The sequence below is a fragment of the Kitasatospora sp. NPDC127111 genome (assembly GCF_042677465.1).
Classification (GTDB): Bacteria; Actinomycetota; Actinomycetes; order Streptomycetales; family Streptomycetaceae; genus Kitasatospora.
Genome location: NZ_JBHXTG010000033.1, coordinates 41,081 through 54,279 on the forward strand (window position 1 = coordinate 41,081; position 13,199 = coordinate 54,279).

The window sequence follows — 13,199 nt, forward strand, 5'->3', positions numbered from 1 at the left end:
CGGCGGCCCCGGCGGCCCCCAACCCCCCGGCGCCCCCCTCCGGGGAGGAGGCGGCCACCGGGTGGGCGTCGGTCAGCCGAACGGACTGGTCTCCGGGGCCGCCGCGGGGGCGTCGGCGGCCGGGGCGGGCGTGTCGGACGGCTGCGGGGCGAACGGGTTGAAGTCCGGTGGCGGGATCATCACCGGCGTGCCCTTGGGCTTCCGCTCCTCCCCCGGCGAGCCGGCGTCGGCGGCCGGCGCGGGGACGGCCGGCGGGGCCGTGGGCGGCGGCGGGACCGGCGCGGCCTGCTGCGGGACGGTGGTGCCGAACGGGTCGCTCGGCTGGTCCGCGGTCACCGTGCCGAACGGATCGGTGACCGGGGCCGCGACGGCGGGCGCGGCGGCCGGGGCGGGCGTGTCGGACGGCTGCGGGGCGAACGGGTTGAAGTCCGGCGGCGGGATCATCACCGGCGTGCCCTTGGGCCGGTCGTCCGCCTCGGCGCCCGGCACGGTGGTGTCGGTGAGCGTCGGCGCCTGCGGGGCGAAGGGGTTGAAGTCCGGCGGGGGGATCATCACCGGGGTGCCCTTGGGCGTGCGGTCCGGGTCCTCGGCGAGCAGCGCGGTGCCGGAGCCGGCCGTGCCACCGGCGGACGGTCCGCCGAACGGGTCCTCGAACGGACCGCCGAACGGGTCGGCCGGGCCGTCGGTCGGGACGAGGATCGGCTGGGCGGGCGTCGGGTCGGCGACCGGGGCGAAGGGGTTGAAGTCCGCCGGGGGGACGTGCACCGGCGTGCCCCGCAGGTGCACCGGCAGCGGCGTGGGGTCGGCCGGGCCGGGCTCGGTGAACACCGTCGGGAGGCCGGCGGACGCGGGCGCGCCCGCCGCGGCCACCGGAGCCGGCACGGCCGCGAGCGGCTCCGCGGTTGCCGGGGCGGCGGGCGCCGGTGCGGCCGGGGCGGGCTCGGCCGGGAAGCCGCGGGCCGGCGTCGGAGTGAGCGTGGGGGCGGCGGCCGGCACCGGCACGGCCGGCGCGGTCAGCTTGCCGGCCACGCCGTCCCACCCGAACTGCACGCTGCGCAGCAGCTCGGCGAAGGCCTCGGTGTACAGGTCCCAGTCCTGCGCCCGGCCGGTGGTCAGCTGGACGCAGAGCACCGTGACGCCGTCGGGCAGCGGGACGAACGCCTCCGCCACCGCGGCGACCGCCCGGCGCGGCTGCCCGTCGGCGGACAGCGCGCCGGGGACGGGGACGCTGCGGCCCTCGACCAGGACGGCGGCCGGGCCGGCCGGCAGCAGGACCGTCCAGACCTCGGCGTGCCGGCGGACGGTGGCCAGCTCGGTGGCGAGCCCGGTGATCGGCAGCGGGTGCTGGGCCAGTGAGACGACCAGCGTGGCGTCGCTCGGGCGGCCGTCCACCTGCACCGCGCAGACGCCCGCGTAGACCGTGCCGGAGGCGGTGACGGCGTCCGCCAGGGTGGCGGCGATCACCGCGAAGTCGCGGCGCGGCGCCGTGCCGGTGCCGCTGAACAGCTCCTCGGCGACCTCGGCCAGATGCGTGGTCAGCTCGCCCGCGGCCGCGGCGGCGCCCGGGTCCCCGCCCTTCGCGGTGGCGACGCCGCCCGCGGCGGCCGGGCCGGTGGGCACCGTGCGGGCCGAGACGCCGGGCGGGCCGCCCGGGGAGGTCAGCGGGTGGAAGCCGGGCGGGACGACCAGGCGGACCTCGGTGCCGGCGCCGGTGGCCAGCTCGACCGGCTGCCGGGTCTGCTGCCCGGCGGCGAGCGCGGCCAGCGCGGCGGCGAACGGCGGGCGCAGCTGCGGGTCGGCGGGCTCGCCGGTCACCGGCAGCCCGAACAGCGCGGCCGAGGTGGTGCCCCGGTCGGCCACCGCACCGCGCACCGGGCCACCGCCGTACCGGGCGAGCAGGGCGTCGGTGGCGAGCTCGGCCACCGGGGCGCCGGTGCCCGGCCGGGCCGTTCCGGCGGTGACCACGGTGCCGAGCCGGTCGACGGCGTCGTACACCGGGCCGTTGGGGGCGAGCCGCAGGTTGAACAGGGTCTCGGCGGACGGGTGCGAGCCCGGGCGCAGCGCGGTGAGCGCGGCCGCCGGGTGGCGCGAGGTGTGCGTCTCGAACAGGGCCTCGGTGAGCGCGCCGAGCGTCGCGGATACCTGCTCCGCGGCGGCGAAGGGATTGGCCTCCGCGGTGAACTGGCCGTCCTGGGTCAACTGATGAGCCCCCCGCTCTCCTGCGTGTGCGTTCGGTGGTCCGGTGGTCCGGGCACGCCGGTGGCCGTCGCGCCGTCAGATCCGTGCACATTCCTATCAGAGGCCGCCGTCAGGGCAGAACCGGCGGCCGGTGCAGCCCTTGTGGCCGCGCTGTGTGCACCGGCGGGTGCTGCCCGTCCCGTCCCGGCGGCGGGCGTCCGTGCGGCGTCGCTCCGTGCGCGGCCGGTCAGTCCGCGGTGGGCCCGGCGGCCAGTGCGGCGAGCGAGTCCGCGATGCCCGGGACGGCGAACAGCCCGGCGAGGTCGCGCACCAGCAGGCCGGTCGGGCCGTCCGGGCGTTCCCCGGCGAAGAACCCGGCGAGCTCGGCCGCCAGCGCGGGCTCCCGGGCGGCGGTCAGGGTGAGCGCGGCCACGAACTCCTGGACCAGGTGGAGCTGCAGCTCCTCCAGCGGCACCGAGCGCTCGGCCAGCCACTCCAGCGAGGTGATCTCGGCGTTGGCGATCCAGGCGCGGACGGTGAGCCGCAGGCCCGGGCTGGGCACGGGGACGGCCAGGTGGGCGAGGATCTGGTCGGCCGCGGCCTGCCGGACCTCGTCGATCACCGCGGACGTCCCGGCGCTGGCCGCCACCGAACCGCCGCGCAGCAGCGCCGCGAAACCGGGACCGTGGCTCTGCACGAAGTCCAGGTAGCGGCCCATCACCCGGTACAGCCGTTCCGAGAGCGGGCCTTCGGCTGGCTCCTCGAACCGCCCGGCCAGCTCCCGGCCCGCCCGGCGCAGCGACTCCTCGTACAGCGCCTGCTTGCCGGGGAAGTAGTGGTAGACCAGCGGCCGGGAGGCACCGGCCGCGGCCGCGATGTCGTCGATCGACACCTCCTCCGGCGGGCGGCGGCTGAACAGCTCCAGCGCCACCGCGATCAGCTGCTCGCGCCGCTCGTCCACGCTGAGCCGCCGGCGCTGCTTCTCGGCGCCCTGGTCGGCGGCGCGCCCGGTGCCCTTGCCCGGGGTGCCCCTGCCGTCGGTGCCCCTGCCGTCGGTGCCCTTGCCCGGGGCGGCGCCCTTGTCGGTGCCCCGGTGCGGGCGCGCGGCCGGGGACGGCGCGGACGGGATCGGGGCGGACGGCGTGCGGGAGGCCATGCGCGCCACCCTATCCGGCCGCGCTACGCGCGCAGCTGCCGGTAGCGGCGGTACGCCTCCAGGCCGTCCGGGACGAACGGGTCGCGGGCCAGCCGTTCGTCCAGCTCCCCGGGCGTGAGCCAGGCGTGCCAGGCGACCTCGGACTCCTGCGGTGCGACCGGGCCGTCCCAGCGCGCCTCGTACAGGTCGCACCACCAGGACAGCTCCTCCTGCCGGAACAGGAACTTGAACAGCGGTCGCGGCTCGATCCCGCTCACCCCCAGCTCCTCCTCGGCCTCGCGGACGGCGGCGCTCGCGTACGTCTCGCCGGCGCCGACCACGCCGCCGACGAACATGTCGTACGCGCCGGGGGCGAACAGCTTGGTGTCGGTGCGCCGGTGCACGAAGATCCGCCCGGCCGGGTCGCGGACCAGGACGAAGACGCAGCGGTGGATCAGGCCGTCCCGGTACACCTCCCCGCGCGGGGCCGTTCCGATCACCCGGTCGTGCTCGTCGACGACGTCCAGCAGTTCCTCGGCGGGGTTCGTGGTCATGACGGACAGGTTAGGGTTTCCGGGCCCGGTGCGAACGCTTTTCCGCACCGGCGCGGGTACCGACCGGACGAGACGGGCTGAGGGCGGCGCGGTGGTGGAGATCTGGGGCGAGACGGCCGAGGGCTTCGAGCCGGTGCGGGACGCCTTCGCACGCAACTTCCACGAGTACGGCGAGCTGGGTGCGGCCTTCGCGCTGTACGTGCGCGGCCGCAAGGTGGTCGACCTGTGGGGCGGCGACGCCCGGCCGGAGGTGGGCGGCCGGCCCGCGCCGGCCGTGCCGTGGACGGCCGACACCGCGCAGGTGCTGCGCTCGGTGACCAAGGGCCTGACCGCCACCACCGCGCTGCTGCTGGCCGAGCGGGGACAGCTCGACCTGGACGCGCCGGTCGCCTCCTACTGGCCGGAGTTCAAGGCGGCCGGCAAGGAGCGGGTGCCGGTGCGCTGGCTGCTCTCGCACCAGGCGGGCGTGCCCGCGCTGGACGTGCCGCTGCGGCTGGAGGACGTGCTGACCTGGGAGCGGGCCGCGGCCGCCGTCGCCGCCCAGACGCCCGCCTGGGAGCCCGGCACCGCGCACGGCTACCACCCGTACACCTTCGGCTGGCTGGTCGGCGAGGTGGTCCGGCGGGTGAGCGGGCGCACGGTCGGCCAGTACTTCGCCGAGGAGATCGCCCGGCCGCTCGGCCTCGACCTGTGGATCGGGCTGCCGGCCGGCGCCGCGCCCCGGGTCGGCCGGCTGGTCGACCTGCCCGCGCCGGAGGCCGCCCGGACCGGCCCGAGCGGCCTGCGGCTGCGCCCCAAGCAGTCGGTGCGGGACGCCTACCAGAACCCGGACTCGCTGACCGCCCGGGCCTTCGCCTCGGTGCGGCCCGGCGTGGACCTCAACGACCCGGCGGTGCAGGCCGCCGAGATCCCCGGCGCGGGCGGGATCGGCACCGCCCGGTCGGTGGCCCGCTTCTACGCCGCCCTGGTCGGCGCGGCCGACCGGCACGGCGCCGGGCCGGGTGACCCGGTGCCGCCGCTGCTCGGGCCCGAGGTGCTGAGCCGCGCGGTCGGGCCGGTGGTCAGCGGGCCGGACCGGGTGCTGATCGTCAACTCGACCTTCGGCCTGGGCTTCTTCCGGCACGGCCCGACCGCGTTGATGGCCTCGCCGGCGAGCTTCGGCCACCCGGGCCGGGGCGGCTCGCTCGGCTTCGCCGACCCGGACCTCGGGCTGGGCTTCGGCTACGTCACCAACGGCATGCAGCCCGGGGTGACGGGGGACATCCGCTCCCGCAACCTGATCCGCGCGGTGCGGGGCTGCCTGGGGCTGTCCTGAGCCCGGGGCGGACCGGCCGGTGGGCTCAGGCCTGACCGGTCTCGAAGCGGGTGATCCTCCCGTCGTCGACGGTGAAGCGCCAGGCGGTGCGCATCTCGCCCCAGGTCTCGTTGCTGTAGTTGGCCACCAGCGCCCGCCCGTGGTCGCCCTCGGACTGGACGTCCATGTGGCCGCGGCTGGCGAAGATCTCGCGCTCGGTCCAGTCGGCGACGTTCCGGTCGGAGCCGTCGTCGGACATGGTGGCGTCCGGGGCGAGCACGGCGAAGAGGGCGGCCCGGTCGTTGGCGTTGACCGCGGTGACGAAGGCGCGCACGGCCGGGTCGGTGAGCTTGGCGACGGCGATGGTCATGGGATCTCCCGGGTGGGGCTAGGGGCTCGGACCTCCTGTTTATTGCGTCGCCCGGGCGTGTCCGGGCATGTCGGCGGCGCGTCGGCGATTTTCGGCATTGATGTGCTTAGATCCCGTTACTGGCGATTCGCCCCCGTTTGATGCGGTTCGGGTGACCCGTCGGTTGGTGCGGTTCGGGCGACCCGCCGGAGGTGCGGCACACCCGGGGAGCGCAGCACGGGGAGCGGACCACGGGGAGTGGTGGCGGGGTGGGAAGCCGGCCGGCTTCCCACCCCGCGTTCCTCCGCTAGAAGAAGCCGAGCGCGTCGGGGGAGTAGCTCACCAGCAGGTTCTTGGTCTGCTGGTAGTGCTCCAGCACGGTCTTGTGGGTCTCCCGGCCGATGCCGGAGTTCTTGTAGCCGCCGAACGCGGCGTGGGCGGGGTAGGCGTGGTAGCAGTTGGTCCAGACGCGACCGGCCTGGATCGCCCGCCCGGCCCGGTACGCGGTGCTGCCGTCCCGGGTCCAGACGCCCGCGCCGAGGCCGTACGGGGTGTCGTTGGCCAGCGCGACGCCGTCCTCGAAGTCCTCGAAGCGGGTGACGGAGAGGACCGGGCCGAAGATCTCCTCCTGGAAGATCCGCATGCCGTTGACGCCCTCGAAGACGGTGGGCGTCACGTAGTAGCCGCCGGTCAGGGAGCCGCCGAGGTCGGCCCGGTCGCCGCCGGTCAGCACCTTGGCGCCCTCGGCCTGGCCGATGTCGATGTAGGAGAGGATCTTCTCCAGCTGGTCGATGCTGGCCTGGGCGCCGACCTGGGTCTCGGTGTCCAGCGGGTTGCCCTGGCGCATCGCCCGCACCCGTTCCAGGCCGTCGGCCAGCAGCCGGTCGTAGACGTCGGACTGGATCAGCGCCCGGCTCGGGCAGGTGCACACCTCGCCCTGGTTGAGGGCGAACATCGCGAAGCCCTCCAGCGCCTTGTCGTAGAAGGCGTCCTGCTCGGCCGCGACGTCGGCGAAGAACAGGTTGGGGCTCTTGCCGCCGAGCTCCAGCGAGACCGGGATCAGGTTGGCGCTGGCGTACTGGGAGATCAGCCGCCCGGTGGTGGTCTCGCCGGTGAACGCGATCTTGCGGATCCGGCTGCTGGAGGCGAGCGGGCGGCCGGCCTCCAGGCCGTAGCCGTTCACCACGTTGAGGACGCCGGGCGGCAGCAGGTCGGCGGTCAGCTCGGCCAGCAGCAGGACGGACGCCGGGGTCTGCTCGGCGGGCTTGAGCACCACCGCGTTGCCGGCCGCCAGGGCCGGGGCGAGCTTCCAGACCGCCATCAGGATCGGGAAGTTCCACGGGATGATCTGGCCGACCACGCCCAGCGGCTCGTGGAAGTGGTACGCCACGGTGTCCTCGTCCAGCTGGGAGAGGCCGCCCTCCTGGGCGCGCAGCGCGCCGGCGAAGTAGCGCAGGTGGTCGACGGCGAGCGGCAGGTCGGCGGCCAGCGTCTCGCGCACCGGCTTGCCGTTCTCCCAGCTCTCCGCGACGGCCAGCTCCTCCAGGTGCGCCTCCATCCGGTCGGCGATCCGCAGCAGGACCTGGGCGCGCTCGGCGGGCGGGGTGCGGCCCCAGGCCGGGGCGGCGGCGTGGGCGGCGTCGAGGGCGGCCTCGATGTCCTCGGAGGTGCCGCGGGCCACCTCGGTGAAGACCTCGCCGGTGACCGGGGTGGGGTTCTCGAAGTACTCGCCGCGGATCGGCCGGGTCCACTCCCCGCCGATCCAGTGTTCGTACCGGTGGCGGAAGTTGACGATGGCTCCGGGTCGGCCGGGGGGCTGGTAGACCGTCATGCTCGGGGTGCCTCCTCGCGTTGTCGGGGCACCGCCGCGGCCGCGCGGGCCGGGCGGCGCGCCGGACCGCGGACCGGACGGGGTCCGGCGGTCCGGCGGAGGGTACGGTCACGCGCACGCGGGCCGGGCGCCGCCGGGGCGCCCCGCCGTCCGGCACCCTAGCCGCGGACCGGCGGGTGTGGCTACGGTCCGTGCTGCCGCCGTCCACGGAGGGTGGGCGATCCGGCCGTTTTCCGCCAACGGCCCGCCGCCGCCGCGCCGTTGCTCCGCCAACGGCCCGCCGCCGCCGCGCCGTTGCCGCGCCGTTTCCCCGCCGCCGGCCCGGGCCGGGGCTCAGGCGGCCAGGTAGCGCCCGGTGCGGGACTCCCAGGTGAGGTAGCCGGCCAGCCAGGTGACCAGGCCGTCGGCGTAGCGCTGGGCGACGGTCCGCTCCACCCGGGAGAGGCCCAGCTCGCGGTGGACGTCGGGGAGCCGCTCGTACAGCTCGTGGCAGCGCTCGACCATCATCTGGGCCTCGGCCAGCACCACCGCGCAGGCCTCCTCGGCCGAGCAGTGGCGCTCCCGCTGCACGATCAGCACCAGGTTGTTCACGTCGCCGCGCGGCGCCTCCAGCGGGAGGGAACGGACGTCGTTGCTGAGCGAGGGGATGTCGGCGGCGAGCTGGCGGATCTGGCGCAGCACCGGGTGGTGCAGGACGGCGGCGGGCACCTCGAACTGGCCGAGCCGCTCCACCATGTCGAAGATGGTCTCCATCGCGGCGGTGCCGCGCCGGAGGACCAGGTAGCCGTCCCGGTCCGGCGGGCGCTCGGAGATCCGGCCGGCGGCCTCGGCGGGGTGGCTGGCCAGGTACCACTCCCAGTTGTACGCGGCACGCGCCTGCCAGCGCGCGGGCATGCCGCGCGCGCTGCGGCGCCAGAGGTCCGCGAAGGCGGTCTCCACGGCGGAGGCGGGGTCGGGCCGGCCCGCGCCGTGCAGGATGGCGATCAGCCGCTCGCAGATCGGGGCCACCTCGGTCGGCCGCCGGCCGAGCGGGCCGTCGAACTGGTCGTCGAAGAGGAAGTAGAAGCCCATCAGGTCGGCGGCCAGGGCGAGTTCGTCCGGCCCGGCGTCGGGGTAGCCGAGCGCGGCGAGGGCGACCACGTCCCAGTGCGCGTAGGAGGGGTGGGCGGGGTCGGGGAGCAGCGGATGGCGGGTCAGCCAGTCCCGGTGGAGTTCGGTGGCGTACTGCCCGTGCGGGCTTCGACGGTGCGGGAACGGAATCTGAAGTGAGGTGTCGTCAGACATCGGACTCCCGGTGTGGCGGATGGTGGGGGTGCTGGTGCTACTGATAAGCCATGTGGGGGAGTTGAGCAGCCGGGGGGGTCGAAGTGGGCGGGGGCGCCATGGCAAGATCAACTTAATTCGGGGCCGTAGAGTATCCGATGCAATGATCGGACGTTAGGGATATAGGGCAATTGCCCTTGGCAACCCGTCCGAACCCTCAATCTCCGCCCCAGCCTGGGCGAATGCCGAACAGCGCGCCCCCCACGGCGCTAATCTCGGCTCCACGAGCAGGGAACGGCGAGGCGGAGGCGTGACGGTGACCGAGCAGGGACACGAACTTCGGGCGGGGGAGGGCGCCGGCGCGCGGGACGCGGACGCCGTGTCGCCCCGGGTCAGGCTGCGCGACCGGGACGCCGAAGTCCGCTCGGCCGAGGCCGCGGTGGACAAGCTCTGCCGGGAGTTCGCGGCCGGCGGCACCGAGATCGGCGAACTGCTCACCTTCTCCGGCCGTCCCGGCATCGGCAAGACCAGCCTGCTGCACGAGGTCCGCCGGCTCGCCAAGCTCCGCGAGGGCGCCACCGTGCTGTTCGCCCGCGGCGGCGAGCGCCAGTCCAACGAGCCGTACCACGTCCTGCGCCAGCTGCTCCAGCCCGTCCTCGGCAGTCTCGCGCCGAGCGAGTTCCGGCAGGTCATGGGCACCTGGGAGGAGGTCGTCGGACCGGCGATGGGCCTCAAGCAGCCGAAGGCCGGGGCCCGCCGCCTCGACCCGCAGGGCGTGCGCGACGGCCTCGACTACGTGCTCACCCAGCTCGCCCCGCGGCGTGCCCCGCTGGTGATGATCGTCGACGACCTGCACTGGTCCGACCTCGAATCGCTGGCCTGGCTCGCCCAGTTCGCCGTCCGCGCCCGCGAGTTGCCCGTCCTGCTGGTCTTCGCCTACCGCGACGACGTCAACGACTGGCAGCCCGAGGCGCAGGACCACCGGGCCGCCGTCTCCGAGCTCGCCACCCGCCGGCACGAGCTCAGCCGGCTCTCGCTGGTCTCCGTCACCGACATGATCCGCGCGGAGCTCGGCGATAAGGCCGAGGACGCCTTCTGCTACGAGTTCTGGAACGTCGCCAACGGCAACCCGTTCGAGGCCGTCGCCCTGCTCGACCAGGTCCGGGACCAGGAGCTCGACCCGGTCGAGGAGAACTCCCAGCAGCTGCGCGAGCTCGCCGTCGACGTCATCGGGATGACCCTCAAGGGCTGGCTGGACAAGCTCGGCGCCACCACCCTGCGGTTCGCCTGGGCCTGCGCGATGCTCGGCACCGACATCCGCCAGGACCTCGCCGCCCGGATCTCCACCCAGAGCACCGAGGGCGCCCGCGAGTCCGTCAAGCAGCTGCGCAGGCAGCGCATCCTCACCCAGACGCCCGGCGGGAACCTCGAGTTCGTCCACCCGCTGATCGGCAGCTCGATCTACAACACCATGCCGGAGTCCACCCGGACCGGCATGCACGGCGTGGCCGCCGCCGAGATCGAGAACGCCGGGCTCGGCCTGCTCGCCGCCTCCCGGCACCTGGTCGAGACCTTCCCCGGCGAGGGCGACGACCGCACCGTCCGCAAGCTCCGCCGCGCGGCGCAGGAACACCAGCTGATCGGCGCGCCCGAGGCCGCCCAGCGCTGCCTGCACCGCGCCCTCGCCGAGCCGCCGGACGACGACATCCGCGCCGAGGTGCTGTACGAACTGGGCTGCTCCGCGCTGCTCACCGACCCGCACGCCACCGTCAACCAGCTCCGGCTCGCGCTCGACCCCGAGGAGGGGCCGCTGCGCCCCTCGCTCCGCGTCGACGCCACGTTCCGGCTCTCCGAGGTGCTCGCGCACAGCGGCCAGCTCGGCGAGGCCGCCCGGGTCTGCCAGGAGGAGGCCGAGCGGACCTTCGACGACCCGGCGGGCCGGCTCCGGCTGGAGGCCGCCGCCTTCATGTGGCACGCCTACCGCAAGTCCGAGGAGGACGGGCCCGGCCGCTCGGCGCGACTGGGCGCGCTCTGCCGCAGCCTCACCGGCCGGGAGGCCGCCGACCGGGCCGTCCTGGCGCTGCGCGCCTGGGACCTCACCCTGCGCGGCGAACCCTCCGCCGAGGTGCTGCGGCACGCGGACCAGGTCCTCGACCAGGGCCGGCTGCCCAAGGGCCTCGGCTGGACGGACAGCACCTGGGGCTTCGAGCTGCCCGCCACGCTCGGCCTCTCCTACACCTACAGCGACCGCATCGCGCAGGCCGAGCGGCTGTTCGGGGACGCCATCGTCCAGTTCGAGATCGCGGGCTGGAGCGGCGCCCACCGCGGCTTCGCGTACTTCCTGATGGGCCTGGCCCGGTTCCGCCGCGGCCTGCTCGCCGAGGCCGAGGACTTCCTGCGCCGCGCGCTGCGGCTGTCCGAGCGGATCGGCCCCAAGCTGCCGCTCGCCTGGGACGCGGTCGGCGTCCTGGTGGACACCCTGATCGCCCGAGGCCGGATCAACGAGGCCTGGGACCTCGCCACCGGCTTCGGCTTCGGCCCGCCGTACCACGCCACCGCGATGGTGCTGCCGGACGCCGCCTCGCTGTACGGCAAGCTGCTGCTCGCCAAGGGCCGGAGGGCCGGGGCCGCGGCCGCGCTCATCGAGGCCGGTGCCCAGCTGGATGCCCGCGGCTGGCACAACACGGTCTGGGCGCCGTGGGCCGGCCACCTCGCCGTGGCCCTCGCCGAGGACGAGCCGGAGCGCGCCCGGGTGTACGCCCGGCGGTCCGTGCAGGACGCGCGCCGGTTCGGTACCGCCTCGGCGATCGGCACCGCGCTGCGGCTGCACGCCGAGATCGAGGACGGCCAGCAGGCGGTCGAGCTGCTGGAGGAGGCCGTCCGCCACCTCGGGCAGTCGCCCGCCGGCTACGAGCACGCCGTCGCCCTGGTGGACCTGGGTGCCGCGCTGCGCCGGGTCGGCCGCCTGGAGGACGCCCAGGAGTTCCTGTACCAGGGCATCGAGCTGGCCCAGCACTGCGCCGCCGACGGCCTGGTCGAGCGGGCCCGCCGCGAACTGGCCAACTACGGCCTGCGGCCCAACCGCCTGGGAGACGTGCGCGAGATGCTCAGCCAGCCCGAGTGGGACGTCGCCCGGCTGGCCGTCCGGGGCGTGCCGCCGCAGCGGATCGCCGAGGAGCTGGGCGTCCACCTGAGCCTGGTCAACCGCCGCCTGGCGGCCGTCTACCGCAAGGCGGGCAGCGGCCCGGACGGGCTCGCCTCGGCGCTCGGCCTGCCGCCCGAGCAGCGCGAGGGAGCGGGGGAATGACGTCCGGGGGACGGCGGTCCGGGGGTGCCTCCGGACCGCCGGCGGACGGAGGCGCCACGGCGGCGCGCGGGGGCGCCCGTACGCCCCGCCGCTGCTCGGGCTGACTACGCTTCACCTGCGGGGACCGCGTCGCGCGGGGCCCCGGTCGGACCCGGTACCAGGGGCCGTGGCGGTGCGCCGCGGCCGCCAGTGAGGAGCAGGCCATGGCGACGCCCCCGGCGAACGGGTCGCAGACGACCAGTGTGCGGCACGAACCCCTCGAACCCTCGGGCGCGGGCGCCGCGATCGAGCGCTGGACGCTGCGGGCCGGTCCGTACGAGGCGAGCGTGCTCACCCTCGGCGCGACCCTGCACACCCTCACCGCCCCCGACCGCACCGGCCGGCCCGGGCAGGTGCTGCTCTCCAGCGACCGGCTCGCCCACATCCTCGGCCCGGCCCGGCACCACGGCACCGTGGTCGGCCGGTACGCCAACCGGATCGACGGCAGCAAGGTCACCATCGACGGCGAGGAGCACCCGCTCGCCCCGACCGGCGGCGGCGTCACCCTGCACGGCGGCCCGGACGGCTTCGCGCACCGGATGTGGGAGGCCGGGCCGCTGCCCGACGGCGTCCGGCTGCACCTGCACAGCCCGGACGGCGACCAGGGCTTCCCCGGCGCGCTCGACGTCACCGTCGACTACACCCTGAGCGCGGCCGGCGAGCTGACCATCGTCTACCGGGCGGTGACCACCAAGCCGACCGTCCTCAACCTGACCAACCACGCCTACTTCAACCTGGCCGGTGAGGGCAGCGGCGACGTCCTCGGCCACCTGCTCACCCTGGACGCCGACGCGTACACCCCCGCGGACGACCGGCAGATCCCGTACGGCCGGCAGGAGCCGGTGGCCGGCACGCCGTTCGACTTCACCGCCGCCCGGCCGATCGGCAAGTCGGTGCACGACGAGCACCCGCAGCTGGCCGGTCCCGGCGGCTACGACCACAACTGGGTGCTCCGCCCGCGCCCGGCCGACGGCACCCCGGCCCGGGCGGCGCTGCTGGAGGACCCGGTCAGCGGCCGCACGCTGGAGGTGCTGACCACCGAGCCGGGCCTGCAGGTGTACACGGCCAACAAGTTCCAGGGCGCGGTGACCGGTGCGAGCGGCGTCCCCTACGGCCCGTTCGCCGGGGTCGCGCTGGAGACCCAGCACTTCCCGGACTCCCCGCACCACCCGGACTTCCCCGGCACCGTGCTGCGGCCGGGGGAGGAGTTCCGCTCGGTCACCGTGCTGCGCCTCGGGGTGGCCTGAGT

Annotated in this window: 9 protein-coding genes; 3 read left to right on the forward strand and 6 right to left on the reverse strand. The window is 75.6% G+C overall.

Going from position 1 to position 13,199, the window contains the following annotated elements; genetic code table 11:
- Positions 1-72 precede the first annotated feature (72 nt).
- The 3 genes from ACFVHB_RS20905 to ACFVHB_RS20915 form a co-directional block, all read right to left on the reverse strand.
- Positions 73-2,199, reverse strand: coding sequence for a hypothetical protein (locus ACFVHB_RS20905; protein ID WP_380324074.1), 2,127 nt, complete (start codon positions 2,197-2,199; stop codon positions 73-75).
- Positions 2,200-2,425: 226 nt separating this feature from the next.
- Positions 2,426-3,334, reverse strand: coding sequence for a TetR/AcrR family transcriptional regulator (locus tag ACFVHB_RS20910; protein ID WP_380324076.1), 909 nt, complete (start codon positions 3,332-3,334; stop codon positions 2,426-2,428).
- A 23-nt stretch (positions 3,335-3,357) separates the two neighbouring features.
- Entirely contained in the window at positions 3,358-3,867 is a 510-nt protein-coding gene (locus ACFVHB_RS20915) for an NUDIX hydrolase (protein ID WP_380324079.1), read from the reverse strand.
- A 91-nt stretch (positions 3,868-3,958) separates the two neighbouring features.
- On the opposite strand from ACFVHB_RS20915, the gene ACFVHB_RS20920 reads away from it, so the two are divergent.
- On the forward strand, positions 3,959-5,182 hold the full coding sequence (locus tag ACFVHB_RS20920) for a serine hydrolase domain-containing protein (protein ID WP_380324082.1): 1,224 nt from the start codon (positions 3,959-3,961) through the stop codon (positions 5,180-5,182).
- Between the two features lie 25 nt (positions 5,183-5,207).
- Here the strand turns inward: ACFVHB_RS20920 and ACFVHB_RS20925 are convergent, their stop codons facing one another.
- From ACFVHB_RS20925 to ACFVHB_RS20935, 3 genes are all read right to left on the reverse strand, one after another.
- Positions 5,208-5,531 (reverse strand): nuclear transport factor 2 family protein, encoded by a 324-nt coding sequence (locus ACFVHB_RS20925; protein ID WP_380324085.1) that lies wholly within the window; start codon positions 5,529-5,531, stop codon positions 5,208-5,210.
- A gap of 286 nt (positions 5,532-5,817) precedes the next feature.
- The gene (locus ACFVHB_RS20930; protein ID WP_380324088.1) at positions 5,818-7,341 is read right to left on the reverse strand and encodes an aldehyde dehydrogenase family protein; all 1,524 of its coding nucleotides are present in this window, start codon (positions 7,339-7,341) and stop codon (positions 5,818-5,820) included.
- A gap of 333 nt (positions 7,342-7,674) precedes the next feature.
- The gene (locus ACFVHB_RS20935; protein ID WP_380324091.1) at positions 7,675-8,625 is read right to left on the reverse strand and encodes a terpene cyclase; all 951 of its coding nucleotides are present in this window, start codon (positions 8,623-8,625) and stop codon (positions 7,675-7,677) included.
- A 295-nt stretch (positions 8,626-8,920) separates the two neighbouring features.
- Here ACFVHB_RS20935 and ACFVHB_RS20940 point away from each other — a divergent pair, with 295 nt between their 5' ends.
- Together ACFVHB_RS20940 and ACFVHB_RS20945 are read left to right on the forward strand one after the other, a co-directional pair.
- A complete protein-coding gene (locus ACFVHB_RS20940; protein ID WP_380324094.1) occupies positions 8,921-11,911 on the forward strand; it encodes an ATP-binding protein in 2,991 nt (996 codons plus the stop codon).
- Between the two features lie 203 nt (positions 11,912-12,114).
- Entirely contained in the window at positions 12,115-13,197 is a 1,083-nt protein-coding gene (locus ACFVHB_RS20945) for an aldose epimerase family protein (protein ID WP_380324097.1), read from the forward strand.
- Positions 13,198-13,199 lie beyond the last annotated feature (2 nt).

What these genes read in the sequence shown, in the direction of transcription:
- ACFVHB_RS20910 (WP_380324076.1), bottom strand. Translation starts at nt 3,334, where the DNA reads ATGGCCTCCCGCACGCCGTCCGCCCCGATCCCGTCCGCGCCGTCCCCG.
- ACFVHB_RS20915 (WP_380324079.1), bottom strand. Translation starts at nt 3,867, where the DNA reads ATGACCACGAACCCCGCCGAGGAACTGCTGGACGTCGTCGACGAGCAC.
- ACFVHB_RS20925 (WP_380324085.1), bottom strand. Translation starts at nt 5,531, where the DNA reads ATGACCATCGCCGTCGCCAAGCTCACCGACCCGGCCGTGCGCGCCTTC.
- ACFVHB_RS20930 (WP_380324088.1), bottom strand. Translation starts at nt 7,341, where the DNA reads ATGACGGTCTACCAGCCCCCCGGCCGACCCGGAGCCATCGTCAACTTC.
- ACFVHB_RS20935 (WP_380324091.1), bottom strand. Translation starts at nt 8,625, where the DNA reads ATGTCTGACGACACCTCACTTCAGATTCCGTTCCCGCACCGTCGAAGC.
- ACFVHB_RS20945 (WP_380324097.1), top strand. Translation starts at nt 12,115, where the DNA reads ATGGCGACGCCCCCGGCGAACGGGTCGCAGACGACCAGTGTGCGGCAC.